Raw genomic sequence first — 26,195 nt, 5'->3', positions numbered from 1 at the left:
CCGTCAGAAAGAAACAGCCGGGGTGATATTGATTTGCGCGTTATTTGTTAAATGTTGCTAATTAAAGCTCTGACCCCGGTTTGGGGGGACGGAAATGTTTCGAGTCGGAGCTCTGACCCCGGTTGAGCATTATTTGGTGACGTGGAAGTCTTTGCCGTTGACGATGTTGCCGGCCGGGTCGATGGTGATCAGGTGCATGCCGCTGTCTTGCAGGCCAAGCCTGGCCAGTTGGGCCGGGGCAAGGCGCAGCAGGTAGTCGCCCGGCGCCACGCCGCCCAGCACGTAGTAGCCATCGGCCGTGCTGGTGGTCTTGCCCACGAGCGTGCCGCGCCGGTCGAGCAGTTCGAGCTCGAAGTCGCCCATGCCGCGCTTGCCGCCCGCACCCATCAGATAGGTGGTGCCGTCGATTTCGCCGGTGATGCCGATCGCGATTTCCAGCCGGCTGACCTTGCCCGGGCGCGGCACCAGCCGCCGTCCCGGTTCGCGCGCCTGCCATTGCGGGTCTTCCAGCGTGGCGGGATCGACCGCGATGGCGACGTGCTGGTGCGCCGGCAGGCGGTTAAGGTAGACCACGCCGTCGGCGCCGCTGCGCGCCAGGTGGGTGCCGCCGTTGACGGCGAAGCCGGCTCCCTTGATCGGTTCGTCGTCGCCATCCATGACGCCATTGCGGTTCTTGTCGAGAAAGACGCGCACCGAGGCGGCACCGGTGGCCGCCATCGGCACGGCGTCGTGCAGCCAGCGCCCGCTCCTCGGTTCCTGGCCGATCGCCATGAACAGCTGCACCCCGGCACCGTAGTCGCCGCGGCTGGTGTAGAACGCATTCAGGCCGACGCCGACGCTGCCGACGCCCTTGTTGAGGGACGCGCTCCAGCGCAGTTCCCGGTCGGCGAAGGTGCGGGTAACGGCGGCGTTGAGGAGATAGCCGTCGCCGACGAATTTGTCGGCCGCCAGCGCCAGCGCCGAGACGGCGGCATCGGGCACGATCGCCACTTGCAGCTGCCCGCTCACGCCGATGCCGGCCACGCGCCGGCTGGCCTGCACGCTGCCGTCGGCACGCCGCACGCCGTCCACTTCGCGCCACAGCGCGCCGGCGCTCACCGCCGTGCCCTGGCGGTAGGCCGACAGGCGCGCGCCGGCTTCGTGCCGGGTGGCGCCGGACACCAGCCGCTCGCGCCGCACCTGTAGCGACAGCGGCATGGGCACCGGACCGCCGCCGGGCAGCAGCCCGTCCAGGCGCAGTTCGTCGCGGCTGCGCAGCGGGTCGGCCCCCGGCAAAAACAGTTCGCTGACAAAGCCGTCCAGGCGCGCGTGGCTGGCGCCGAGGGCCATGCCGCCGACCCGGGTCTTGAGGCCGATGCGGGCCAGCTTGCCGCCGTCGTCGGCGCGCGCCAGGGCGGCGTCGACCAGCAGGGCGCGCCAGTAGCCGTGCAGGCCGAGGTTGGCGTAGCGCTTGTCCTGGCCGTCCAGCGCCAGGCGCACCACCCCGCCGCTGGCGCTGAGCTGGGACGCCAGGCCCACTTCGGCCTGGACCAGTGCGCGCGCGCCGCCACGCTGGTCGCCCTGGAGGCTGGCGCTGTAGGCGACGGCGCCCGGGGCCAGCACGGCCTGGTCGATCAGGAAGCTGTGGCGCTCGATGCGCAATTGCCCCAGCGGGCCATGGAACACCAGGCGAAATTCGTTGCTGCCGTAGATGAGCGGCTGGTCGTCGAAGCGGTAGCGGCCATCGGGGCGCGCCTGCTGGAAGCCGATCAGTGCGTCGTTGAAGTACAGTTCCACATCCCAGCCGGGCGGCAGGTCGCCTTGCAGCGTGTGGCGGTCGGTACGCGCCGGCTGGCCGAGCGCGCGGTTGGAGACGGCCACGCCGGTGCCGTTGGTGCTGGCCAGCGCGATGTCGCCCACGCCCGGCGCAAGCACGCTGCCGATTTGCAGGGTGCGCGCGCGCAGGGGGCCGAGCAGGCCGGCGTCCGGATCGTTGCGCGCCAGGGTCAGGCGCGCGGTGGCGCCGCCGGCAGCCTTGCCGGCGTTGAGGTAGAGCGCGGCCTCCATGCCCGCCAGGTCGGCCGTGAGGTAGGCGGTGTAGTCGAGCGTGGTGCCGCGGCGGCGCGCGTCGAGGGCCACGGTCTGGTCGATGAAGGGCATGCCGGCCAGGGCGTAGGGGGTGTCGTGGCGCGCGTAGACGCTCGCCGGGCCGCCGTCATGGTGCTGCGCCGTGCCGCCGCGCGACTGGCGTTCCAGGCGCGCCTGCAGCGGCAGTTTTTCGCGCGCGCGCACGCGCAGCACCAGGCTGGCCATGTCGATGTCGAGGTCGACCGGCAGCCATTGGGCCAGCAGGCGGCTGGCGACGTACAGGTCGTCGGCCTGGCGTTTTACCCGCGCCGGGTCGAACGTGGCGCGCCGCTCGCCTTCGATCACGAGGCGTTGCGCCAGGTCGAGCCGGAAGCCGCGCTGTTCGTCGAGGATGTAGCCGCTGGCCAGGCCCTCGGCCGCGTCGGTGCGGATCGCAATGGTGAGCATGCGCGCCAGTTCGCCGAGCGGCAGGTAGACGTCGTCGCCATGCTGGTAGGCGCCCAGCGCGTCGGACACCAGATGCTCGCCGAGCCGCACTTCGAGCACCAGGTCGGGCCCGTCGGCGTCGGCCGCGCGCGCGGGCGCCAGCAGTGCCAGCACGGGCAGCAACAGCAGCATGCAGAGCCGGCAGGTGCGCAGGCAGAGGCGGTGGGGGCGCATGGCGACGCGCTCGGCCGCGCACCGGTCAGGGCAGGGCGAGCGTGGCTTCGGCCAGTACGGCGCCGCCGGCTTCGGCACGCTCGCGAAAGCGTAGGTGCAGGGTGCCGCGCGCCAGCGTCACGCCGGGCGGCATGGTCAGGTTCAGGCTGGCCTTGCGCATGGGGTTGGGGGTGTAGATGGCCACGCCGGCGGCCTTGGCCAGCACCTGCTCGGAGCCGCCCTGCGGCACGAAGGTGGCGCTGACGTCGCCGTACACCGAGCTGTCGCCGCTGCGCCCGATCTGGAACGACAGCTGCGCGCCCTTGGCGCCGCGCTGCACGTCGAGCGCGCTCAGGGTGACGCTGGCGCCCTCGGTCTGGTGTCGCACGATGACGGGAATCGAGGCGCCGATCAGGGTGTTGAGGACCACTCCGATTTGCTGGGCGCTGGCTGCTTGCGTCTCCACGCTGCTGGCGGCGCCGGTGTCGGCCAGTTTTTCGAAGTGCAGGTGCGAGCGGTATTCGCCGGCGGCCAGGGTGGCCGGTTTGCGCAGCATGACGCGCACCACTTGCGCGGTGCTGGGCAGCAGGGTGACCTGGCGCGGCGAGAAGCTCAGCATCGTATCGGCGAAGCGGTCGTCCGGCCCGGCCGTGTCGGCGCCGGTGAATTCGCCGTTCTCGGTCATGCGCCGGTTGACCAGGCTGATACGGTAGGTGGCGGGCGTGCTGTCGCTGTTGATCAGTTCGACCTGGGCGGCGCGCTGGTTCTTGGTGAATACGACGCGGGTCGGGTTGAGCATCAGGCCGGCCAGCGCCTGCAAGGGCAGGGCGGCCATCAGGATCGCTGCCGTAAGCAGCCGTACGGTGCGCGTGAAGGAGAAGGTGGAGTGCATGATGGGCCTCGCGGGATGATGATCGGCTATTGATATTCGATGGTGATGTTGAAGTTGCCGTTGTAGTTGCCGCGTCTCTGGCCCGCCGCGACCTGCAGCGTGGCGCCGACCGCGAGCACCTGGGTGCCGCCGGAGAGCACGCCGCCGCCGGCCGGGGAGCTGACGAAATCGGTCAGGGTCATGCTTGAGGCGCCGTTGCTGATGGTGGCGCTGGCCGGCAGGCTGACGATGTAGACCAGGTTGGCGTTGGCCGGCTTTTTGTCGCTGATGGTGAACCTGGCCGGCGCGCCCGCCGATGTCAGCAGCACCACGCCGCCGCCGGACGATCTTGCCCCGTTCGTGCCGACGCTGACAAAGCCGGTGGAGATGGCGGCGAAGCGGCCGAAGGCGAGATCGCCGGCGGCCACCGCCTTCAGCTGGGCGCGCGCCGGCATGGCTGCCAGCAGGCAGGCAATCACGCCGAGCGTGCCGCTGCGCCGCAGCAAGCGGGCGCAGCGCAGACACGCGTCAGTTGTATTCAACGGTGGCGATGACATTGCCGGCATAGGTGCCAGGAGCCTGGTTGGCGGCCACGGTCAGGGTGCCGCCCACATACAGCGACTGGGTGCCGCCGGCCGACAGGGTGCCGGTGGAGACATCGCCCGAGGTGGCGTTGGCGCCGGTCAGGTCGCTGAATTTGGCCAGGGCCATCGTTTCGCCGCCACCGCCGGTGTTGGTCAGCACGGCCGTGCCGGAGTGGGTGATGGCGTAGGTGCTGCCCGGCTCGCCCGTGATGTCGAACTTGGCCGCCGAGGTGGCCGACGCGCCCATCGCCACCACGCCGCTGACGGCGCGCACGCCGCTGGTGCTGACGGTGATGGTGCCGCCGGCCGCGGCGGCAAAGGTGCCGAACGCCAGGTTGGTGCCGACGACGACGGCGATCGGGGTGACCACGGTGCCGCCGGCGGTGGCCGTCGCTTGCGCGGCGTACGCTGGCGCGCCCAGGCCCAGGCCGGCGGCGACGACGGCGAGTACGGCCAGGGTGGACAGGGTGCGCTGCTGCTTGATCGTTGTGTTCATTCCAGCTCCTTAGTTTCTTCGGTTGGGGTTTTTCTTTGCAGAAGCTCTTTCTGCAAGGGAATAGTACCTGCGATTTTTCATGGAAAAACAGCGCCCGCCGCGCCTTGGAGCAAAGCTTGATATGCATCTAAAGCCCTGTGCCGATTGGCTTGCGGATGTTGCGCAATTGCCGCGCGGTGGTGGCGTGGGTGGTACAGATAGGGCGGCTTGAGACAAGCTTGTCCGGTGTGCTATCTTGCGTTCCGCAAACACTGGCGAACGGACACGTAAAGCGGGCGTTCGTCGGCGCCGGCGCGGTTTCGTCGGATTCGGTCCCGCCCGCCAGGGAGCGCTTGCTATAGTCGTTTCACCCCTCCCTGACTGGAATTGCTCATAATGACGAGTTTCTTTTTTATCTTCCGCGTGACCCTGGCGTGGACTATCGCCAATACGATACTGGCGATCACGGTGGCGCAAACGCTGCTGCACGACCGCGACAGCGGTGGCGGCCTGTTGCTGCTGGTGCTGGGCGCGGCGGGATTGGCCGCGGTGACCGCGTTTTCGCATGTGCGGCGGGTGCGCCTGCTCACCGGCGAGGTCAATCCCGGCACCCTGGCCAGCCGCCAGCGGCGCCAGATCGAAGTGCCGTTCGAGGCCGGCGAGACGTTCGACATCATCGATGCCGCGATCCGCGAATTGCCCGGCGCCGAGCAGGTCGACAGCGCGCGCGACAGCCTGCAGGTGCGCGCCAAGATCCGTTATCTGCATCCTTACCGCGGCGGCTTGCTGTTTCAAATGACCGGCCACAGCGGGCCGAGCGGCAACCAGGTCATCGTCACCGTCACGCCAAACGGCGACGCCGGCAGCGTGACCCTGATCTGCGAGCCGGAACGGTGGGCCTGGACCGACTGGTTCCTGCTCGACGCCGGCGCCAACCTCGAAAACGCCGACGCCATCGGCCGCGCCGTGGCGCGCCGGGTGGCCGAGCGGCGCCGCAGCGAGCAGGCGGCGGCGATCCAGACGGCGACCGAGAAGGAACTGACCGTCGCCAAGCTGAGCTTGCTGCATGCGCAGGTCGAACCGCATTTTCTATACAACACGCTGGCCAATGCGCAATTGCTGACCCGCAGCGATCCGGCCCGCGCCGACGAGATGCTGGGCAACCTGATCACCTACCTGCGCAACTCGCTGCCGCGCACCGACGATGCGCTCGCGACCCTGGGCCATGAACTCGAGCGCGTGCGCGCCTATCTCGACATCCTGGCCATCCGCATGGGGCCGCGCCTGCGCCTGCAGGTCGAGGTGGCGGCGCCATTGCACGGGGCGCCGTTTCCCGCCATGATGCTGCAGACCCTGGTCGAAAACGCCATCAAGCACGGATTGGAGCCGAAACCGGGCGGCGGCACGGTATGGATCATCGCGCGCGTGCACGACGGCGCGCTGACAGTGACGGTGGCCGACGATGGACGCGGCTTTTCCGCCGAAGGAGGCGGCACCGGGATCGGCCTGCGCAATGTGCGCGAGCGGCTGCGCCTGGCGTACGGCAGCGGCGCGGCCTTTACCATCGTGTCGAACTATCCGTGCGGGGTGGCGGCGACGATCAGCGTGCCGTACCGCGCCGCAGGCACGGCACTGGTGGAGGAGAAGCTGCATGGCTGATTGCGTCATTGCCGAAGATGAGCCGCTGCTGCGCGATGCGCTGGTGCAGCTGCTCGCCAGCGCCTGGCCGGAGCTGCGCATCGTGGCCGCCTGCGACGATGGCGGCAGCGCGCTCGAAGCGATTGCCGCGCACCAGCCGCAGGTGGCATTCCTCGACATCCGCATGCCGGGGCTGAGCGGGCTGGACGTGGCCGGCGTGCTGGCCGAGGTCAGCCCGGCCACGCAAGTGGTGTTCGTGACCGCCTACGACCAGTACGCGATCGATGCGTTCGAGCGCGGTGCGGTCGACTACCTGCTCAAGCCGGTGGCGCCGGCGCGCCTGGCCGCCACGGTGCAGCGGGTCAAGGCGCGCCTGGCCAGCGGCACCGCGGACGCCGGCATGCTGGCGGCCCTGCTGCGCCAGCTGGGGCGCGCGCTGCCGCAGCCGGCCAGGCCGGAGCCGCTGGTATGGCTGACCGCCAGCACGGGAGCGGAAACGCGCCTGATCATGGTCGAGGATGTCGCGTATTTTCAAGCCGACAGCAAGTACACGGTGGTGATGACGGCCCAGGGCGAGGCGCTGCTGCGCAAACCCATCCGCGAACTGCTCGAGGTGCTCGATCCGGCCATGTTCCGCCAGATTCACCGCTCGACCATCGTCAACCTCAAGGCGATCGCCTCGGTGGCGCGCGACGAGACCGGGCGCGGGGTGCTGCGCCTGCGCACCCGGCCCGAGACGCTGGCCGTGAGCCAGCCGTTCATGGCCTTGTTCCGGGCCATGTGAGCCAGGCTGTGTGCGTTTGCGTACCGACCTGGCTGTTGCTTTTGTTAAACTCATGGATGTGAGCAGCAAGGCGCGCGGCGCCGGCGGCTGACGGCGCGCCTGCCGGGCGCGTTGACTTTCTTTGCGAGGCAACCATGAAAAGCGTGATCATCGCCGCCGTCCTGCTGGGCGCGAGCCTGTCCGGGCAGGCCCAGACCAATATCAGCATCCATATCGGGCAACCGGCGTATTACGGACGCATCGAGCTGGGCGATTTCGGTCGGCCGCCCGTGGTCTATACGCAGCCGGTGCTGGTCGAACGGCATGTGCGCGCGGCGCCGGAGCCGATGTATTTGCGGGTGCCGCCAGGGCACATGAAAAAATGGAGCAAGCATTGCGCGCGCTACGACGCATGCGGACGCCAGGTGTATTTCGTGCGCGACGACTGGTACACCAATACCTATGCGCCGCGTTACCGCGAGATGCGCGGCGGCGGGCGCGAGCGGGAGCACGGGCAGGAGCGCGAGCATGGCAATGGTCACGGGCGCGATAAGCACGAGAAACATGACAAGCACGAGAAACATGACAAGCACGATAAGCACGAGAAACACAGTAAGCACGACAAGCACGACAAACACAAATAGGCACCAATAAGCCTCAATAAGCGCCACCGAGCCTCAAGCAGCACGCGCCTGGTTTTCTGCGACGCGCCGGTCACCAGCCATGCCGCGTGGGCATGCCACGCCGGATCGCGGTAAACTGGCGGTGTCAATTAATCCAGGGAGGTACTCTTGCGCGGCGAAATAGTGATTGTCGGTGGTGGGGCGGGCGGCCTGGAACTGGCCAGCAAACTGGGCCGCAAGCTGGGCCCGTCCAAGGTCTTTCTCGTCGATAGCCGCTTGTCGCACATCTGGAAGCCCTCGCTGCATGAAGTCGCCGCCGGCACCCTCGATATCCACCAGGAAGGCTTGTCCTACCAGATGCTGGCCCACGATAACGGCTTCAGCTTCGTCTACGGCGCCCTGACCGGACTCGATGCCGCCGCCAGGCGCCTGACCATCGGCCCCATCCGCACGCCCCAGGACGAGGAAGTCCTGCCCGAGCGCACGCTCGAGTTCGGCTCGCTGGTGATCGCCGTCGGCAGCACCTCGAATTATTTCGGCGTGCCCGGGGCCAAGGAATACACGATTTCCCTGAACGCGACCGAAGACGCCGAGCGCTTCCGCCTGCAGTTGCTCAAACTGCTGGCCCGGGCCGACGCGCGCAAGGCAGTCGAGCCGGCGGCCGGGGTCGATATCGTCATCATCGGCGGCGGCGCCACCGGCGTCGAACTGGCGGCCGAGCTGCGCGAAGCGAGCGCGGTGTACACCACTTACGGCTTCCAGCACCTCAAACCGCAGCAGGACGTGCGCATCACCTTGCTCGAAGGCGCGCCGCGCATTCTCGCTCCGCTGCCCGAAAGGGTGTCCAGCGCGGCCCTCAAGCTGCTGCACGAACGCGGCATCAAGGTGGTCAACGAATGCCGCGTGACGGGCATCGCGCCCGGCCAGGTGACCGACAAGAACGGCAATGTGTACCCGTCCGACCTGTGCGTGTGGGCGGCCGGCATCCGCGCGCCGGAATTCCTGGCCACGCTCGGCTTGCCGCTGGCCAAGGGCGGGCAGATCGAGGTCGACGGCTTCCTGCGCGTGAAGGATGCGCCCGGCATCTACGCCATGGGCGACTGCGCCGCCTGCGTCGATGCCGAGGGCAAGATGGTGCCGCCGCGCGCGCAGGCAGCGCACCAGCAGGCCGACTATCTGCTCGCGACTTTCCTGCGCCAGCAGGCCGGCAAGGCGCCGCAAACGAAGCCCTACGAATACAAGGATTACGGCTCGCTGGTGTCGTTCGGCCAGACCACCACCGTGGGCAGTCTGATGGGCTCGCTCAAGGGCTTGAGCTGGTTCGTCGAAGGCTTTTTTGCGCGCATGATGTATGTGAGCCTGCACCTGATGCATCACGCAGCCGTGCTCGGTCATGTGCGGACCGGCGTGCTGGCGCTGGCGCGCTTCCTGATCAAGCGCAGCACGCCTCAAGTCAAGCTGCACTGAAGCGCTGCGGCATAACGCCCGTAACATTGTGCGAAAAGCCATGGCGCCGCCATTGTTTGGTTGATATGTTTGTAACTTTGTTAAATCGTTGAAAATAAAGGAATGCAAATGATCAAGAAAATGATGTGTGGACTTGCGCTCATGGGATGCGCGCTGTCGAGCCAGGCCGAAGTACAGGGATTCGACTGGTCGTATACCGGCTTCTTGCCATCGTATTCGTCGTCGTCCAATCCTCAGCCCGAGTATGGCGAATTCGATCCCAATCTCGTGCTCAAGGGCCGATTCCTCGCCGACGACCGCGATAAGAATGGCGTTTTTTCGGTCGCGGAACTTACTTCCTTTACCATTGACGGTCAATCGTTCATGGACTGCACGGGTGAGCGCACATGTTTCGTCGACAATTTTTCGTTCACCCTTGGTGGCGCGTTGACCTTTTCGGCCTTCGACACCGTTGACTACCGGCACGACAACGGCGTACGAAGCATCACCACGCGCGGTTTCCGGACAGCTAGAGGCTTCTACACCTACCGCGAAAGCGGGTCGGGCGCGGACGGGTACTCCCATCACATCACCGAGCAGACCAAATTTGCCATCAGCGCGGTTCCGGAACCGCAAACCTGGCTGATGCTCGGTGCCGGCATTGCGCTGCTCGGTGCGGTAAAACGCCGCCGCTCGCGCAAGGTTTGACAGGGTCTTGCCGGGCCGGCATCGCCGGTAGCGCCTGCCGTTGCCGCGCAAGGTCCCGGCATGATGTCGTTGCGCCCAGCGCCTCACGGGAAGCGGCGCTGAAGCCGTGGCGGCGCAGCGCGCCGCTGTTAAAAAAAGCGCCATTGTATCTTTTCTCTTATATTGATATAATTACAACTTTGTAAAATAACGGTAGATATAGGGATGAAAATGGTGAAGAAACTGATGTGCGGGCTGGCGTTGATGGGATGTGCGATGTCGAGCCAGGCCGCGGTGCAGGGATTCGACTGGACGTTTTCGGGCTTTACGCCGCACTGGTCCAGCGAGATGACTCCTTGGGGAGAAGATGGCGACTTTGATCCGAGCACCACGTTCACTGGGCGCTTCTTTGCCGAGGATCTCGACAAGAACGGCAGTTTTTCACTGTCGGAAGTGACGTCCTTTTCGATCGGCGGGCAATCCAAGCTGGACTGCAAAGCGCCAGAACGCTGCGGACTGACCACGTTTTCGTATACCCCCGGTTCGGTATTGAATTTCGATGCCTTTGACACCTCTGAATATGGGCAATGGGGCAGCGGGTGGTCGCGATATACGAATTCGTACCGGACTGGATCCGAATTCTATTCCGTGACCGAAAACGATTGGTCGATGTCCGGGGCGCGCTCGTACAGCTATGTGTTTAAACCCGAGACCAAGTTTGCCATCAGTGCCATCAGCGCCGTTCCGGAGCCGCAAACCTGGCTGATGATGGGTGCCGGCATTGCGCTGCTCGGCGCGGCAAAGCGGCGCCGCTCGCGCAAGGCGTGACCGGGTAGTTGCGTTCCTGGGCAGGTCAACGGACCTGCCTGCCGCCGGGCGCGTCTCGGGCCGGGCGTCATTGCCGTGCCACGTGGCTGCCCGGCATCGCCGACAGCGCCCCGCTCAAGTCGCGGGCGCGCTCGCGCAGCAGGTGCAGGCCGTGGCGGCCGGACGGTGCGCCCGGTTCTTCCCCAGGCCCCAGGTCGTTCTCGCGCAATGTCGGCCTGATGCCGTCCCTGCCACCGCCCCAGCTAACGCTGCCCTGAAGCGCTGTCGTACGGGCGTCGCACTATCACATGAAAAGCCATTGCAGTCACCTTGCTTTATTGATACGCTTGCAATTTTGTAAAATCAATCAAACGAGGGATGCAAATGATCAAGAAACTGATGTGTGGGCTGGCACTGATGGGATGCGCGCTGTCGAGCCATGCCGAGGTGCAGGGCTTCGACTGGGCGTATACCGGATTTTTACCGTCGTGGGGGTCGGAGACGAATCCTGAGCCCAAGTATGGCGAATTCAATCCCGACCACGTGCTCAAGGGGCGTTTCTTCGCCGAGGACCGCGATCTGAATGGCGTGTTTTCCGCCGCGGAAGTGACCTCCTTCACCATTTACGGTGAATCGTTCATGAACTGCACGGGTGTGCGCCGCTGTGGGCTGAGCGAGTTTTCGTTCACGCCGGGTGGCGCGTTGAGCTTTTACGCCTACGACTCCGTCGAGTACGGCGTATGGCGCGAGGGCTGGTCGCGTACGTCGCGCGGATTCGAGGCAGGCCGCCGCTTCTATACTTCCTACGAAAGCGACTGGTCTGTCGGGAGGGTGCAAGACTATGGCGTCACCGCCCAGACCAAGTTTGCCATCAGCGCTGTTCCGGAACCGCAAACCTGGCTGATGATGGGCGCGGGCATTGCGCTGCTCGGCGCGGCCAAACGCCGCTCGCGCAAGGCGTAATACAGCAAGTCGCGCCTGGCGCCGCCATGCGGCAGGCCCCAGGCGGCGCGAAGCGCGCCTGCGCGTTATCGTCCTGTACCAACATGGGGGGGCGGCGTGGCTGTCCATCGCGCACATCATTGCAATGTTACAAAAAAAGCCATTACAGCCTTTTCTTTTATTGATACGATTTCTATTTGTAAAATAAATGTCAAGGGATGGAAATGATGAAGAAAATGATGTGTGGTTTGGCACTGATGGGGTGCGCCCTGTCGAGTCACGCCCAAGTGCAGGGATTCGACTGGTCCTACTCGGGATTTGTGCCGGTTTTCTCTACCGCGAGTAGCCCTCAGCCACAATATGGCCCTTTCGATCCGGACTACGTGCTCAAGGGACGCTTTTACGCCGAGGATCGGGATCACAACGGAACTTTTTCCGGCTCTGAACTGATCTCCTTTACCATTTACGGTAACTCCTTCTTGAACTGCACAGGCTCGGTCCGCTGTGGAATGAGCGGCTTTTCGTATACGCCCGGTTCCGTGTTGAATTTCGACACCTATAGTGTGACTCAAACCGGGCAATGGGGCACCGGATGGTGGGAACAGACGGTGCATTCGTACCGCGCTAACGATTCGTTCTATTCTGTGTACGAAACCGATTGGAATCCGAACGGAGGATCCGTCTACAGGCATAACTTTACGTCCGAGACCAAGTTTGCCATCAGCGCTGTTCCGGAACCGCAAACCTGGCTGATGCTGGGCGCCGGCATTGCGCTGCTCGGCGCGGCCAAACGCCGCCGCTCCCGTAACGCATAATCGGGCAGACGCCGCAACAAAGGTCCCGTTTACAGGTCGGCTCCCCGTCATTTCTGCCAGTGGCGAAAATGACACGTCTCAAGCCAACGGTAGTATCGGCTCAGGTTGATGTCGGTCGCGCCGGCGAGCGTGGCCGTATTGTGCAAGCCTTCTTCCCGCAACTTACCTCTGCCGGCTTGCCGCACCATTGCTGCAAAAACGTCAATACGTCTCCGTTGTTCAATAATAATATTGCAACTTGTAAAATAACTGAAGAAAGAGCGACGCAATGATTCAGAAAATGATGTGTGGGTTGGCTTTGATGGGGTGCGCGCTGTCGGCTAACGCCGAAGTGCAGGGATTCGACTGGGCGTATTCGGGGTTTCTGCCATCCTACGCCACCGAGATGAATCCCTATCCGCAATATGGTGACTTCGATCCAGACCGCGTGCTCAAGGGACGCTTCTACGCCGAGGATCTGGATCATAACGGGACCTTTTCCGGCAATGAAGTGACCTCCTTTACCATTGACGGCAGTTCCTTCATGAATTGCACAGGCGCTCGCCGCTGTGGATTGAGCAACGTGTCCTTTACGCCCGGTTCCGCACTGGCTTTCGACACCTATAGTGTGACTGAATATGGGCAATACGGCAGTGGGTGGTCGCGGACGACGCATTCGTACCGGGCTGGCGGCTCGTTCTATTCCGTGTATGAAAACGATTGGTCGTCGCAGGGAGGGGCCGTGTACACGTATCACTTTACCCCTGAGACCAAGTTTGCCATCAGCGCCGTTCCGGAACCGCAAACCTGGCTGATGATGGGCGCCGGCATTGCACTGCTCGGTGCGGCGAAACGTCGGCGCTCGCGCAAGGCGTAACAGGGTTATCGCCCGCAAAAAGAACGCGTTTAAACATCGGTTCCTGTCATTCCCGCCACTGGCGAAAATGACACGTCTCAAATTGACGGCATCATCGGCTGACGGCCGTTTGCGGAACCGGCGCCTTGGGCAGGGTCAGGGTCATGACCGTGCCGCGCTGCTGGGCCGGCATCACCGACAGCGCGCCACCCAGATAGGCGGCCCGCTCGCGCAGCAGGCGCAGTCCGTGGCAGCCGGACGACTCGCCCGAGCGATCGCCCAGTCCCACGCCATTGTCGCGCACCGTGAGCATGATCTCGTCGCCGCCATCGTCAAGAATGACATCGATTTCGGTCGCACTCGCATGCGCGGCAATATTGCGCAAACCTTCTTCCAGGGCGCGCAGCAGGGCCACGCCATGCTCGCGCGGATAGGTTTCATCGTCGTCGGGCAGGCTGCAGCGCGCCACCAGGTGGTGCTCCTTGCCGAAATCGCTGACCAGCTCGGCAATGGCCGATTTAATTCCAAGAAACTCCAGCTTATCGTTCCACAGCGATAACTGCATGTCGCGGTTGGTGTTGATGATGGTCATCAGGAGCTGCTTCATCTGGGCGGTGCGGTCCTGCAGCGCCTTTTCCTTGGGCAGTTGCTGGGTCAGCAGGGCCAGGTGCATGGTCAGGGCCGTCATCGATGAGCCCAGGCTGTCGTGCAGCTTGCGCGCCAGCAGGCGTCGTTCGTCATCCCAGCAAGTCGTCAGGTGGCCGAGCAGTTCGGTCAGGTCGGCACTGCGCCGGTCAGGCTGGGGGTCCGGTCCGGTGTCGGTCTGGGGGGAGGGCGGTAAGGTCATGCTGGGCTCTAAGAATGTTTCCCAAATCATACAACAGCTTGCGCGCGCTTGTCGCGGCGTCGCGCGGGCCCGGACGGTGAAGTGCCGCACATACGGGGCCCGGCTTTTTAGACAATCTGGCGCTTCGGTTGTCTGCCACTTTTTTCATCAGATGAGGGAGTTTTCCATGAACACGACAAAGAAGGATGCCATCGCAATGCTGACCGAGGATCATCGCGAGGTGGAAGAATTGTTCAAGCAGTACGAGGCACTGGGCGAGGACGACAATGACCGCAAGAAAAAGATTGCCGACCAGATTTGCACCGCGCTGACCCTGCACGCCACGATCGAGGAAGAGATTTTCTATCCGGCCGTACGCGAGGCCAGCGGCGACAATGAAGAACTGGTCGATGAGGCCATCGTCGAGCATGCCAGCGCGAAAGACCTGATCGCGCAGCTGCAGGAAATGGACCCGGAAGACGAACTGTACGACGCCAAGGTGAAGGTGCTGTCGGAACAGATCGCGCACCACGTCCAGGAAGAGGAGAAGGAAATGTTTCCGAAGGCGAAGAAAAACAAGCTGGACCTGGCCGCCCTGGCCGAGGAAATGGCGCTGCGCGAGGATGAGGTGGCGGCAACCATGTAGGGCTGCCGCCGCGCCTGGCCGGAATTTATTCGGCCGCAGTGGCCGCGCACTGGCCGATGGCGTCGAGCAGGTGGGCGATGTCGACCGGCTTGACGAGGTGCTTGTCGAAGCCCGCTTCGAGCACGCGCCGCTGGTCGTCGGCCAGGCCGTAGCCGGTCAGCGCGATCAGCTTGATGTGGCGGGTGTCGCTGCCCTGGCGCAGGCGGCGTGCCACTTCATAGCCATCGATGCCGGGCAGGCCGATGTCGACCAGGGCGACGTCGGGCAGGAAGCTGCGCGCCATCTGCACGCCCTGCACGCCGTCGGCCGCATGGCGCACCGGGTAGCCGTAGGCGCCGAGCATGGTGGCCATCATTTCGCGGCCGTCGTCGTTGTCTTCGATCAACAGGATGGCGGGCTTGCTGTCAAGCGGCAAGGCGGCCGGGGCCGGACTGGCGCTTGGCGCCACGGGAGCCGCGCGCGGCAGGCGGATGACGAAGGTGGAGCCGGCGCTGGCGCCCTCGCTGTGGGCTGAAACCTTGCCGCCGTGCAGCTCGACCAGGCGCCGCACCAGGGCCAGGCCGATGCCCAGGCCGCCTTGCGCGCGGTCGAGCGTGATGCTGCCCTGTACGAAGACGTCGAACACATGGGGCAGCAGTTCGGCCGAAATGCCCACCCCCGTATCGCGCACTTCGAGCACGATTTCCTGGCCGCTGTCGGTCACCGCAATGTCGATGGTGCCGCCGGGCGGGGTGTACTTGAGGGCGTTGTCGATCAGGTTGGTGGCGATCTGTTCGAGGCGGGTCGGGTCGCCGTCGACCCAGCCCGGTTCCATGTCGACATTGACCAGGTAATTGCCGGTGCGGCCGGTGGCCTTGAACGTTTCCAGGCAGGCGGAGACGAGGGCGGAGACGTCCAGGGTTTGCTTGTCGAGCAAGATCTTGCCGGACATGGCACGCGACAGGTCGAGCAGGTCGTCGACGATGCGCGAGAGGTGCTGGCTCTGGCGCTGGATGATCTGCTTGGCGCGGCCGACGGTGTCGGCGGGCGCGCCCGGCAGGCCGATCAGCGAGGCGGCGCTGCTGATGGCGCTCAGCGGGTTGCGCAGTTCGTGCCCGAGCATGGCCAGGAATTCATCCTTGGCGTGGCTTTTCGCTTCGGCCGCCTGGCGCTCTTCCATTTCGCGGGTGAGGCGCTTGTTGGTGGCGGTCAGCTCGGTGGTGCGCTGGCTCAGCTTGTGCGTCTGGCGCTTGAGTTCCTCGTTCTTGGTGGCCAGCGCCACGAACACCTGGACCTTGGCATGCAGGATCTGCGGGATGACCGGGGTGAACAGGAAATCGGCGGCGCCGCGCTGGTAGGCTTTCAGGCGGTCGATTTCGTCGGCCAGGAAGGCGGTGACGAAGATGATCGGAATGTCGGCCGAGCGCGCGCGCTGATGGATGGCTTCGGCCGTTTCAAAGCCATCCATGCCGGGCATGTTGACGTCGAGAAGGATCACGGCGAAGTCATGCAGGAGGACCTGGCGCAAGGCTTCCTGGCCCGAGCGGGCCGACAGGACGGAATAGCCCGATTCGTCGGCCCACTGGTCCAGCAGACTGGTCAATGCAAGCAGGCTGGCCGGGTCATCGTTAACGACGAGAATCTTCGGTTTTTCTATTGTTGTCACGTCATTCCTGCGCTGCGGTGGTGGTTGAAGCACGTCTGGAGCATTACTGCCGACAGGATAGCAGAACCGGAAATTTGCCCCTGGTAATAGCGAACGCGGCTGTCTTGAGGGGGCGGTGTTCATCATATCAATCGGGTAATCCAATGTCAAAAAGCAAGCGGATAGGTGGCATTCAGAATACAAGGTACGCTAACGCACATACTTGAGTGGGGGCGTATGCGATAGTGACATCAGGACAACCGCTGCCGAATGGCAAGTCTATGCGGCACGGTTCATCGCCACCATCGTGGCGTGGCACATTGAAAGGGTAAGCCATGAATATCAACACCATCGTCGACGCCGAATTTACCGGCAAATGCTTCCGTGACCTGCGCAACGCGCCGCTTTCGGCCATGCGTGGCCTGAGCACCAAGGACGCCAAGGCACTGCACGAAGCCTTTAATATCACCACCATCGGCGATCTGGCGAACCTCAAGTTCGTCAAGTGGGCCAGCGCGATCAACGTGCTGGCCGACGAAGAGTGCGATACCGACGAACAGACCGCCAAGGAAACCTTGCTCGACGATGCAGTCGAGATGACGTTCCCGGCCAGCGATCCGATCTCGGTCGATGCGGGCATCACGCGCATTGAAGTGCCGCCTGATATGGTCAACGCCAGCACCGATCACCAGCATGCGAAGTCGATCGAGGCCAGTACCAAGCAGGCGGGCAAGGGCGCCAAGTAATTAGGGCACGGAGGAGGGCATGACGCCTTCCTCGTGCGGGTTTGTAGCTCGTAACCTGAACCCGTCGTTCCAAGCCGTCGTTCCCGCCTGCGCGTGAACGACGGTTTTTTTCAGGCTCTGAGGTTTCCTGGGGATTGCATATGAATATGCAATCTCAACGCCGCGGCGCCACGACCAGCGCATCTTGCGCCAGCGGTGCGGCTGGCGTGGCCGAGGTTGCGCAGAAGCGGTTTTTACCGCCGCGCTTGGCCTCGTACAGCGCGTAATCGGCAATGCTGATCAGCGCTTCCACCGTCTCGGCGTCATCCGGATAGATGCTGATGCCGATACTGGTCGACAGCCGCAAGGTCAGGTCGTTGATGAAAAACGGTTCGGACACGGCCTCGACCAGCTTGGCCGCCGGCCCGTGCGCATCGGCCAGGCCCGACACTTCTCCCAGCACCACCATGAATTCGTCGCCACCCAGGCGCGCCACGGTATCTTCCTTGCGCGAGGATGCCACCAGGCGCTGCGCCACAATCTTGAGCACCTCGTCGCCGTAGGAATGGCCATAGGTATCGTTGATCGCCTTGAAGCCATCGAGGTCGAGATACATGATCGCGGCCTTGTGGTGATTCCGGTTGGCGTGCTGCAAGGTGGTTTCGATGCGGTCTTCCAGCAGGCGCCGGTTCGGCAGCCCGGTCAGCGGATCGTGCAGCGCCAGCTCTTGCTGGGCCTTGCTGTACTGCGCCAGCTCCTTGTACAGCAGGCGCACTTCCAGCATGTTATGGATGCGCTTGTGTACTTCGAGCAGGTCGAACGGTTTGCTGATGAAGTCGCGCGCGCCGGCTTCGAGCGCGGCGATCTTGAAACTCGGCTGGGCCGTGAGCGCCAGCACCGGCAGATAGCCACCCTGTTCAATTTCCTTCAGGCCCTTCATGACTTGGAAGCCGTTCATGCCGGGCATTTGCAGGTCGAGCAGGATCAGGTCGTAGCAGTGCTGGCGGTGCAGCGGACAGACTTGTTCCGGGAGCATGGTCGAGCTGACGCAGTTGTAGCCTTCTTCGCGCAATATCTCTTCCATCAGTTCGATATTGTCTGACGAATCATCGACGACGAGGATTTTTGCGTTCAGTATGTCTTCTCGGCTTGGCATGCGTTGTCTCGGTCAAGGCGGAGGGGCGTGCGGCAAAGAGCGCACGCGCGATTTTAATGTGTTGCTAGTGTAACAGTGTATCGAACATTTCTTGTAGGACAGCGCCGCGTGCGGCGGTAGGAATCCCATTGTATGTCAGCGCGGCCGGCTCTCCCCCATCGATGCCACCGTAGCGATCAGCTCGCTAGGCTCGACCGGTTTGGCGATATGCGCCATGAATCCCGCTTCCAGCGCGCGCAGGCGGTCTTCCGAGCGCGCAAAGGCCGTCAGCGCCACCGCCGGCACGTCGCCGCCGCCCGCATGGCCGAGCGCGCGCACCTGCGCCAGCAGCTCGAAACCGTCCACGTCCGGCATGCCCAGGTCGCTCACCAGCACGTCCGGCGGCGCCGTCCTGAACTCGGCCAGGGCATCGGCCGCGCTGGCCGCCGTACGCACGGTGGCGTTGCAATCGGACAATATACGCCGGATCAGGTCGCGCGCGTCCGGTTCGTCGTCCACCACCAGCACGTTCAGGTGCGACAGGTCGCGCAGCAGGATCTCGGGAGTCAGCGGCGCCATCTGCAGAGAAGGGGGGCGGCCGGCGCGCGACGCCTGGCTCTGGCGGTTGGCCGCCGGCAGCTCGATCGTGAACGTGGCGCCATGGCCCTCGCCGGGGCTGTCGGCGCGCACCGTGCCGCCGTGCTGCTCGATCAGGTGCTTGACGATCGACAGCCCCAGCCCCAGTCCGCCGTGCTTGCGCGTGGTGGAGGCGTCGCCCTGGCGGAAGCGTTCGAACACGTGGGCCATGAATTCGGGCTTGATGCCGACCCCGGTATCGTTGACGGCGATCTCGACATGGCCGTCGACGTTGCGCAGGGCAATGCAGACCATGCCGTCGCGCGCGGTGAACTTGATGGCGTTCGAGAGCAGGTTCCAGATCACCTGCTGCAGGCGGGCCGGGTCGCCGGCGATCATGCCCACGCCCGGAGCGTAGAATTTCTCGAGGCGGATGTTCTTGGCGTCGGCGGCCGGACGCACCGTCTCGATGGCGGCGTCGATGAAGCCGGCCGGCGCGACGGTCTGCATGTCGAGCAGCACCTTGCCGGACGTGATGCGGCTCATGTCGAGCAAGTCTTCGATCAGCTGGGCCTGGGCGCGCGCATTGCGCTCGATGGTTTGCAGGCCGCGCTGCAGGTCGGCCTGGTCGCGGCTGCCGCGGCGCAGCACCTGGGCCCAGCCCAGGATGGCCGAGAGCGGCGTGCGCAGTTCGTGCGACAGGGTGGCCAGGAATTCATCCTTCATCTGGCTGGTGCGTTCGGCTTCGGCGCGCGCCGAGCGTTCGCTTTCCAGCAGCACCTTGCGCTCTTCGGCCGCGTGCTGGGCCGCTTCGTACAGGCGCGTATTGTCGATCGCCACGGCGGCCTGGGCCGCGATGCCGCCCACGATGCGCTCGGTGCGTTCGCTGAAAATGCCGGTTTCCGGGTGGCTGAAGAACAGGCTGCCCAGCACTTCGCCGGAACGCGCGATGACCGGCACCGCCAGGTAGCTGCGCACCCCGCTCTGGTCGTCGGGCGTGGCGCCGTGCGCGTGCAGCGGCGCATAGCGCGGGTCGGCGCCGATATCGTCCGAGCGCAGCACGCTGACGGCGCGCAGATTCGGCCCGAACAGCGCACTGGTGCGCAGCTCGCCGTCGGTCTCGAACTCGGGCGGGGCGGCGCCGGCCACGGTGTGCAGGGTAAACAGGTCGCCATCGCCATCCTTGCCATGGTAAAAGAAGGCGCCGAAGCGGGCGCCGCTGATGCCGGTGGCGGCGTCGGTCACGGTTTGCAGCAGCGAGCGCAGGTCGCGCTGGGAAGCGAGCGCGCTGCCGGTGCTGTTGAGCAATTCGAGCACGTTCGATTCGTCGCGCAAGGCTTGCTGCACGCGCTTGACCTGGTCGACGTCGGTATTGGTGCCGAACCAGCGCACCACGTGGCCGAGCCGGTCGCGCACGGCGTTCACGCGGGTGAGGAACCAGCGGTAGTCGCCGTCGGCGCCGCGGATGGGAAACTCCATCTCGAACGGGTTGCCGGTGCGGATGGATTCATGCCAGCGCAGCAGCATTTGCGGCAGGACGTCCGGGTCGTGCGTCGATTGCCAGCCCCAGCCGACCATCTGGTCGGGCGTGGTGCCGGTGTACTCGTACCAGCGCTTGTTGAACCAGACGATGGCGCCGTCGGCCTGGGCCATCCAGGCCAGCTGGGGAATCGAATTGGCCAGCGCGCGCAGCACTTCCTCGCTCTCGCGCAGGGTGTCTTCGGCGCTTTTGCGGGTGCTGATGTCCTGCACCACGCCGGTCATGCCGAGCACGGCGCCGTCGCGGTCGTAATCGGCGCGGCCGACCACGCCGATCCAGCACTGCTCGCCGTCGGGCCGGTCGACCCGGCACTCGATGTTCAGGTCGGTGTGCTGGGCGAACGCCTGCAGGAATTCGGTGCGCGCCATGTCCTTGTCGCCGTCGTGCAGGCGCTCGCGCAGGCTGTCCCAGGGCAGCGGGGTCTCAGGCGGCAAGCCGAAAATTTCGGCCGCGCGCGCCCCCAGGGTCACGCGGTCGGCGCCGGCGTCCCAGCGCCAGTCGCCCAGGCGCCCGGCCGAGAGCGCCACCTGGAGGCGGCTGCTGCCGTCGAGCAGGGCCTGTTCGTCAGCCTTGCGCTTGCTGATGTCCTGGAAGTAGACGGTCAGGCCGCCGTCGGACGGGTAGGCGCGCAGGTCGAACCAGCTGCCCAGGCTGGGGTAAAAGAATTCGAAGCTGACCGTTTCCTGCGAATCCATGGCGCGCCGGTACTGCTCTTCCATGGCGCTGTTGCGCAGTTCGGGGAATTCATCCCAGATGATGCGGCCGAGCAGGGCTTCGCGGGTTTTGCCGCGCGCCGACAGCAGTTGCAGCGCGCGCGCGTTGATGTAGGTGATGCGCCAGCTGCGGTCGACCGCGCAAAAGCCATCGGTCAGGCTTTCAAGCATGTTTTCCATGCGCGTGTTGGCGTGGCGCAAGGCATCCTTGGTTTCCATCAGTTCCTGCTGGGCGCGCTGGCGCGCCGCCAGCACGCTGTTGGCGTTGCGCAGGGCCACCGCGCGCATCAGTTCTGTTTCATCGTGTTCTTCGCTCACGCACGCTCCCGCAGAATGGCGCTGGCCAGCGCGGTGCCGGCCACGCGCGCGGCGATCTTGGCAAAGGCGGTGTCGCGGCTGGTCGAGCGGTCGTCGCAGAACGGCGAAAAGCCGCAATCGTCGGTGCTGCCGAGCTGGCCGGGGGCGATGAACCGGGCCGCATGCAGGATCCGGTCGCGCACCAGTTCCGGCGTTTCGATGACCGGATCGATGGGGTCGATCACGCCGACGAACACGCGCTGTCCGGGCTTGAGGTGCCTGGCGATGATCTTCAGTACGCGCGCCGGGTCCGGTTCGCTCGCGAGCGCGATGTAGAAATGGCCGACCTGCAGTTCAAACAGGCTGGGCAGAAGCTCGGCGTAGTCGACGTCGAGGCTGTGGGTCGAATCGCGGTCGGCGCCGGGGCAGGTATGCACGCCGATCAGCGCGCGTTCGGCGCTGGAAAAGCGGTTCAGGGCCAGATTGTTCAGGTCGATGAAGCTCGACAGCAGCTCGCCGCTGGGGTCGAGCTTGACGGCCAGCCGGCCTTCGGTGAAATCGACCTGCACCTTGTGCGCCCCTTGCGCGAGGCAGCGCCGGATTTCGGTTTCGTGCTCGGCCAGCAGGTCGTCGATGAACTGGTCGCGCGAGTAGCCGGGCAAACCTTCGGGCGGGTACATGAGCGACAGGGCCGAGGGCGAAATGACGGCCTGCTTGACCGCCACCGTGGCATAGCGCTGGGCCACGGCCAGGTAGCTGTCGGCGTAGCGTTCGTAGTGGAACGGAGCGCGCATCAGGCGCGGCATGCGGCGCATATGGCCGTCAGCGAACGGGATCTGGAAGCCGTCCGGCGCGGTATTGTGCGAACCGTGCACGCAGTAGGTCAGGAAGTTATGGTACTTGCGCTGCTCGCCATCGCTGATGACGGTCGAGCCGGTCGCTTCCATGCGGGCGACGGTATCGCGCACGGCGTCCTCGTACAGCGCGTCGAGCTCGCTGTCGCTGAGGTTGCCGTTTTCGACCGCGGCCATCAGGGCTGGGGGGCGCGGAATGCTGCCGATTGGCTCGGTGGGAATCATCATCTGGCTTTGGGCAATCGTGAAGGAATGGGCGGGGACAGCCCCGCGACGTCTCCTGCGCACTACTGCGGCGGGCGGCGCGACGACGATTCTAGCCGACCGGCGCCGCATCGAACCACACACTTGAACCGATCATACTCCGCTACCGAGCTGCTTGGAAACTGCGGCGAGTGCAGCTTGCAGCTGTTCAAGTTCATAGGGCTTTTGCAGCGACTGGTGGGCGAACTCCACGTGGCGCAGCAGGGCATCGCCGTAACCGGACGCGAAGATGACGTTCAGGCCGCCTTGCAGGCGCAGCGCTTCGCGCGCCATGTCGACCCCGGACATGCCGGGCAGGCTGACGTCGGAGAACAGCACGTTGTAGCTGTTCTGCGCCATCAGCGCCAGCGCGTTTTCGGCGTCGCCCACGCCGTCGGCTTCGTGGCCGAAGGCGCGCAGCATCTCGACCACCAGGTATTGCGAGTCCAGATTGTCCTCGACCACCAGGATGCGCAAGCCGTCGGCGGGCGCCGGCATGCTGGCCGGGGGCGCGCTCGGCGCCACCGCGCACAGCACGCCGCCGACCGCGCCGCCATCGCGCACAGGAGTGTAGAACAGGTCGTAGTCGGCGCTTTCCATGGCGCTGTTGCGCAAAAAGCTCAGGCGCTGGCGCTCGAGCCGGACCACGTCGCCGCCGAGCGCGCGTTCGAGCGCCGCCGCACTGGCCGCGAGCGGGGCGGGCCAGACCGCGGGAACCCGGCCGCCCGGAGCGCGCGGGTGGCGCGGACCGGCCAGGTCGGCGTAGGCATTATTGAATACCACGATGCGGCGCGGACCCCACAGCAGCAGCATCGGCAGCGGGGTATTGAGGACGATGTCGACGCACAGGCGCAGGGTGCCGGGCCAGGCGAGCGGATCGCCCAGCTCGGTGGTGCTCCAGTCGGCGCTGGCCACTCCGGCGGCGTTACCAGTTTCGTGCATGAGAAGCCTGTTTCATGAAAAATTGACGATGCGAAGTTGTGGAAACGAAAACATGAGCGAATCGTACACCAAACAGGCGGGAATCGGCCTTTTTGCAGGGCTACCCTGGCGAGAGCGCGTCGATCGCGTCGCGCCCAGCGTCACTAGCCCAGCGTCACTAATTTACCAATAGGATGGGCCTGGTGGCACGCTGTGCCGGTCCTTGGGCGCTGTTGGGAAGGGCAGGAATGGTCGATCGGTTCGAGTCTCCAGGCAAAAAAAAGCCCGCTCAGAGAGCGGGCTGAATCTATTTTCTTGGAGGAGAATAGAGGAGACAGATGCAGTATGCTGCACCGCGGAAAATAAATCTAATTGATGTTTGTGATGTCAGTTATCTATTTTATTTATAGCTCATAATAAACAAGGAGTGATTCATGGCAAGTATTGTCAAGCACAGGAAGGTCAACATCGTCGTGCTCGCACAGGATGAAGCCATCGGCGAGCATTGCAAGCCGGGCGATATCGCCATCGCTGCGGCGGCCGACGGCTGGTGGACCAGTTTCATCGGCGAGGATGGGGTGATCGACAGTTATGACATTCCCTACCCGAGCTATCAGGAAGCCTTGTGGGCCGCCAAGGCCGCGGCCGAATTCGGCGTCTAGCATGTAATGCCGCTAACTTAAGCTCCGTCATTCCCGCGCAGGCGGGAATCCAAGTTCGTCGAGCCGCCTGTGACTGCGCTACGGAATTGGATTCCCGCCGAGTGCCGCCTTGGCGCGGGAATGACGGTTTTGAAGTTTGTGGTTAGAAAACGGCTTAACATAACGCCATTAGCGTCTAGCAGGCGCTTTGCGTCGCGCTGGCGCAACTTGTTGTAGGCAAACTGCCACGACCAACAATAAACCAACGCTTGCAAATAGCTGTTAACGTGCGCTGCTTTGTTCATGACAGAAAATGTTCTACGATAGCAAGCATGCGTAAACAGCTATTTCTGATCCAATTCATCGCATGCGCGGGCCTGTTGCATGGCGCCGGCGCGCGTGCAAATGTGGATCAGACGTCCCTGCTCGATTTTTCGCTGGAACAGCTCTCCGACATCGTGGTCAGCTCGGTGTCGCGCCAGCCGGCCCGCCTGGCCGATGCGCCGGTGTCGCTGTATGTGATCGCCGGCGCCGACATCGCCCGCGCCGGCGCGCGCAGCCTGCCCGAAGCGCTGCGCCTGGCGCCCAATCTGCAGGTGGCGCGCAGCGATGGCGGCACCTACGCGATCGCCGCGCGCGGCTTTGCCTCCACCATCGAAAACAAGCTGCTGGTGATGATCGACGGGCGCAGCGTGTACTCGCCGCTGTTTTCCGGCGTGTTCTGGGACACCCAGGACGTGGTGATGGAAGACATCGAACGCATCGAAGTCATCAGCGGGCCGGGCGCGACCATCTGGGGCGCCAACGCGGTCAACGGCGTGATCAACATCATCACCCGCAATGCCGCCAACAGCCAGGGCGCGCTGCTGTCGCTGGATGCCGGCCGGCGCGAGCGCGGCGTGACCGCGCGCCAGGGCGGCAAGCTCGACGGCGGCGGCCTGTACCGCGTGTATGTCAAGGCCAGCGACATCGATGACTTTGCGGACGCGCCGGGCGGCGGCCTGGAGCGGCGCCAGGCCGGCTTTCGCAGCGACTGGAAAAGCGGCACGAGCGCCGCCAGCCTCAGTGCCGATGCATACCGCAGCAGCTTGCACCGGCGCGGCGGCGGCGAAACGCGCGCGACCGGCGCCAACCTGCTGGGACGCGCCAGCGGCATCCTGGCCGGCGGCAGCGACTGGCGCATCCAGGCCTCGCTCGACCATACCGAACGGGTCCAGTCCGGCACCGGGTCGCAGCGGCTCGACATGGTCGACCTCGACATGCAGCACGGCATGCGTCTGGGCGCGTCGCACAGCCTGGTCTGGGGCGGCGGCTACCGCCACGCCTGGGACCGGGTCAGCGGCGGCAGCTTGCTGGCTTTTTTCCCGGCGGACAAGAATCTGCGCTGGGCGAATGTGTTCGCGCAAGATAAGATACAACTGAGCAGTACTTTGCGGATGAGTATCGGAGTCAAACTGGAACACAACACCTACACCGGCTTGGAAAAGCTGCCCAGCATGCGCATGGTCTGGAACGCCAGTCCGACCAGCGTGCTGTGGGCGGCCGCCTCGCGCAGCGTGCGCGCGCCGTCCCGCCTGGACCGCGACATGTACCTGCGCAGCGCGCGCGGCGGCTACAGCATCGAGGGCGGCCCGGACTTTGTCGCCGAAACGGTGCGCGTGCTGGAAGCCGGTTTTCGCGCCCAGCCGCTGCCCAGCGTCTCGTATTCGCTGACCGTGTTCGCCAGCGATTACGACCGCTTGCGCACCCTGGAGCCGCGCGCCCCTATGCCGGGCGCCCCTATACCGGGCGTCCCTGTACCGGGCGCCCAGTTCGCCAACATGGGCGAGGCGAACACGCGCGGACTGGAGTTCTGGAGCCGCTGGCAGGCCGCGCCGCGCTGGCGCCTGGTGGCCGGTATGGTGCTGCAGGATATCGACGCCGGCCTCGTGGCCGGCAGCCGCGATGTCTCTGCCGCGGCCGGCATCGGCACCAACGATCCGGCCAGCTACTGGTCGCTGCGATCGTCGCACGAGCTGTCCGATCAGTGGCAGGCCGAGCTGGCCCTGCGCCGGGTCGGCCAGCTGCCGCAGCCGCTGGTGCCGGCCTATTACGAGCTCGACCTGAGAATGGCCTGGCAGCCGCATCGGAACGTGGAGGTGGCGCTGGCCGGCCACAATCTGCTGCATCGCTCGCACGCCGAATTCGGGCCGGCCGCCACGCGCCGCCCGATCGAGCGCGCCGTGTCGCTCCAGCTGAGCGCGCGGTTTTGAGCGCGGCGTC

Annotated in this window: 24 protein-coding genes; 13 read left to right on the top strand and 11 right to left on the bottom strand. The window is 64.9% G+C overall.

Annotated features, from left to right (window positions below; genetic code table 11):
• Positions 1-129 precede the first annotated feature (129 nt).
• From CR152_RS26515 to CR152_RS26500, 4 genes are read right to left on the bottom strand one after another with little or no spacing between them, the layout of a single operon-like run.
• On the bottom strand, positions 130-2,727 hold the full coding sequence (locus tag CR152_RS26515) for a hypothetical protein (RefSeq protein ID WP_157778748.1): 2,598 nt from the start codon (positions 2,725-2,727) through the stop codon (positions 130-132).
• 25 nt (positions 2,728-2,752) lie between these two features.
• Complete coding sequence (locus CR152_RS26510) at positions 2,753-3,598, bottom strand: fimbrial biogenesis chaperone (RefSeq protein WP_099880011.1); 846 nt, start codon at positions 3,596-3,598, stop codon at positions 2,753-2,755.
• 26 nt (positions 3,599-3,624) lie between these two features.
• Positions 3,625-4,119: a DUF4402 domain-containing protein gene (locus CR152_RS26505; RefSeq protein WP_157778747.1), complete on the bottom strand. Its 495-nt coding sequence runs from the start codon at positions 4,117-4,119 to the stop codon at positions 3,625-3,627.
• Positions 4,106-4,657, bottom strand: a complete 552-nt coding sequence (locus CR152_RS26500; RefSeq protein ID WP_099880009.1) for a DUF4402 domain-containing protein — start codon at positions 4,655-4,657, stop codon at positions 4,106-4,108. The genes CR152_RS26505 and CR152_RS26500 overlap by 14 nt, the downstream gene beginning before the upstream one ends.
• 375 nt (positions 4,658-5,032) lie before the next feature.
• Between CR152_RS26500 and CR152_RS26495 the strand changes: the two genes are divergently transcribed.
• From CR152_RS26495 to CR152_RS26470, 6 genes are all read left to right on the top strand, one after another.
• A complete protein-coding gene (locus CR152_RS26495) occupies positions 5,033-6,295 on the top strand; it encodes a histidine kinase (RefSeq protein WP_099880008.1) in 1,263 nt (420 codons plus the stop codon).
• Entirely contained in the window at positions 6,288-7,058 is a 771-nt protein-coding gene (locus CR152_RS26490) for a LytR/AlgR family response regulator transcription factor (protein ID WP_099880007.1), read from the top strand. The genes CR152_RS26495 and CR152_RS26490 overlap by 8 nt, the downstream gene beginning before the upstream one ends.
• Before the next feature lie 134 nt (positions 7,059-7,192).
• Positions 7,193-7,681, top strand: coding sequence for a hypothetical protein (locus CR152_RS26485; protein ID WP_099880005.1), 489 nt, complete (start codon positions 7,193-7,195; stop codon positions 7,679-7,681).
• A 147-nt stretch (positions 7,682-7,828) separates the two neighbouring features.
• Complete coding sequence (locus tag CR152_RS26480) at positions 7,829-9,127, top strand: NAD(P)/FAD-dependent oxidoreductase (RefSeq protein WP_099880004.1); 1,299 nt, start codon at positions 7,829-7,831, stop codon at positions 9,125-9,127.
• A gap of 108 nt (positions 9,128-9,235) precedes the next feature.
• Positions 9,236-9,814, top strand: coding sequence for a PEP-CTERM sorting domain-containing protein (locus CR152_RS26475; RefSeq protein WP_229413609.1), 579 nt, complete (start codon positions 9,236-9,238; stop codon positions 9,812-9,814).
• Between the two features lie 210 nt (positions 9,815-10,024).
• The gene (locus tag CR152_RS26470; RefSeq protein ID WP_229413607.1) at positions 10,025-10,621 is read left to right on the top strand and encodes a PEP-CTERM sorting domain-containing protein; all 597 of its coding nucleotides are present in this window, start codon (positions 10,025-10,027) and stop codon (positions 10,619-10,621) included.
• Between the two features lie 67 nt (positions 10,622-10,688).
• Here CR152_RS26470 and CR152_RS33290 read toward each other — a convergent pair whose 3' ends face one another.
• Positions 10,689-10,829, bottom strand: coding sequence for a hypothetical protein (locus CR152_RS33290; protein WP_157778746.1), 141 nt, complete (start codon positions 10,827-10,829; stop codon positions 10,689-10,691).
• 155 nt (positions 10,830-10,984) lie between these two features.
• On the opposite strand from CR152_RS33290, the gene CR152_RS26465 reads away from it, so the two are divergent.
• The 3 genes from CR152_RS26465 to CR152_RS26455 all read left to right on the top strand — a co-directional run bounded on the left by CR152_RS26465 (position 10,985) and on the right by CR152_RS26455 (position 13,213).
• Positions 10,985-11,563 (top strand): PEP-CTERM sorting domain-containing protein, encoded by a 579-nt coding sequence (locus CR152_RS26465; protein ID WP_229413605.1) that lies wholly within the window; start codon positions 10,985-10,987, stop codon positions 11,561-11,563.
• 203 nt (positions 11,564-11,766) lie between these two features.
• A complete protein-coding gene (locus CR152_RS26460; RefSeq protein ID WP_229413603.1) occupies positions 11,767-12,357 on the top strand; it encodes a PEP-CTERM sorting domain-containing protein in 591 nt (196 codons plus the stop codon).
• 268 nt (positions 12,358-12,625) lie between these two features.
• Positions 12,626-13,213, top strand: a complete 588-nt coding sequence (locus CR152_RS26455) for a PEP-CTERM sorting domain-containing protein (RefSeq protein ID WP_099879994.1) — start codon at positions 12,626-12,628, stop codon at positions 13,211-13,213.
• 91 nt (positions 13,214-13,304) lie between these two features.
• Here CR152_RS26455 and CR152_RS26450 read toward each other — a convergent pair whose 3' ends face one another.
• Positions 13,305-14,039, bottom strand: coding sequence for a sensor histidine kinase (locus CR152_RS26450; RefSeq protein WP_099879992.1), 735 nt, complete (start codon positions 14,037-14,039; stop codon positions 13,305-13,307).
• 166 nt (positions 14,040-14,205) lie between these two features.
• Between CR152_RS26450 and CR152_RS26445 the strand changes: the two genes are divergently transcribed.
• Positions 14,206-14,664 (top strand): hemerythrin domain-containing protein, encoded by a 459-nt coding sequence (locus tag CR152_RS26445; protein WP_099879990.1) that lies wholly within the window; start codon positions 14,206-14,208, stop codon positions 14,662-14,664.
• A gap of 25 nt (positions 14,665-14,689) precedes the next feature.
• Here CR152_RS26445 and CR152_RS26440 read toward each other — a convergent pair whose 3' ends face one another.
• Positions 14,690-16,309 carry a response regulator gene (locus tag CR152_RS26440; protein WP_099879988.1) on the bottom strand — a complete coding sequence of 540 codons (1,620 nt, stop codon included), beginning with the start codon at positions 16,307-16,309 and terminating at the stop codon, positions 14,690-14,692.
• A 314-nt stretch (positions 16,310-16,623) separates the two neighbouring features.
• Between CR152_RS26440 and CR152_RS26435 the strand changes: the two genes are divergently transcribed.
• Positions 16,624-17,034, top strand: coding sequence for a hypothetical protein (locus CR152_RS26435; RefSeq protein ID WP_099879986.1), 411 nt, complete (start codon positions 16,624-16,626; stop codon positions 17,032-17,034).
• A gap of 154 nt (positions 17,035-17,188) precedes the next feature.
• On the opposite strand, the gene CR152_RS26430 is transcribed toward CR152_RS26435, so the two are convergent.
• From CR152_RS26430 to CR152_RS26415, 4 genes are all read right to left on the bottom strand, one after another.
• On the bottom strand, positions 17,189-18,169 hold the full coding sequence (locus CR152_RS26430) for a GGDEF domain-containing response regulator (RefSeq protein WP_099879985.1): 981 nt from the start codon (positions 18,167-18,169) through the stop codon (positions 17,189-17,191).
• 135 nt (positions 18,170-18,304) lie between these two features.
• The gene (locus tag CR152_RS26425) at positions 18,305-21,295 is read right to left on the bottom strand and encodes a hybrid sensor histidine kinase/response regulator (protein WP_229413601.1); all 2,991 of its coding nucleotides are present in this window, start codon (positions 21,293-21,295) and stop codon (positions 18,305-18,307) included.
• Positions 21,292-22,356, bottom strand: a complete 1,065-nt coding sequence (locus CR152_RS26420; RefSeq protein ID WP_099879983.1) for a uroporphyrinogen decarboxylase/cobalamine-independent methonine synthase family protein — start codon at positions 22,354-22,356, stop codon at positions 21,292-21,294. Before CR152_RS26420 ends, CR152_RS26425 begins: the two co-directional genes overlap by 4 nt.
• Positions 22,357-22,485: 129 nt before the next feature.
• Positions 22,486-23,313 carry a response regulator gene (locus CR152_RS26415; RefSeq protein ID WP_099879981.1) on the bottom strand — a complete coding sequence of 276 codons (828 nt, stop codon included), beginning with the start codon at positions 23,311-23,313 and terminating at the stop codon, positions 22,486-22,488.
• Positions 23,314-23,726: 413 nt separating this feature from the next.
• Between CR152_RS26415 and CR152_RS26410 the strand changes: the two genes are divergently transcribed.
• Together CR152_RS26410 and CR152_RS26405 are read left to right on the top strand one after the other, a co-directional pair.
• Positions 23,727-23,954, top strand: coding sequence for a hypothetical protein (locus tag CR152_RS26410; protein ID WP_099879979.1), 228 nt, complete (start codon positions 23,727-23,729; stop codon positions 23,952-23,954).
• A 311-nt stretch (positions 23,955-24,265) separates the two neighbouring features.
• A complete protein-coding gene (locus CR152_RS26405) occupies positions 24,266-26,185 on the top strand; it encodes a TOL_0244 family TonB-dependent receptor (protein ID WP_099879977.1) in 1,920 nt (639 codons plus the stop codon).
• Positions 26,186-26,195 lie beyond the last annotated feature (10 nt).

Origin of the sequence: Massilia violaceinigra (assembly GCF_002752675.1) — a bacterium.
Lineage (GTDB): Bacteria > Pseudomonadota > Gammaproteobacteria > Burkholderiales > Burkholderiaceae_D > Telluria_A > Telluria_A violaceinigra.
This window is presented reverse-complemented; position numbering and strand designations above follow the sequence as displayed.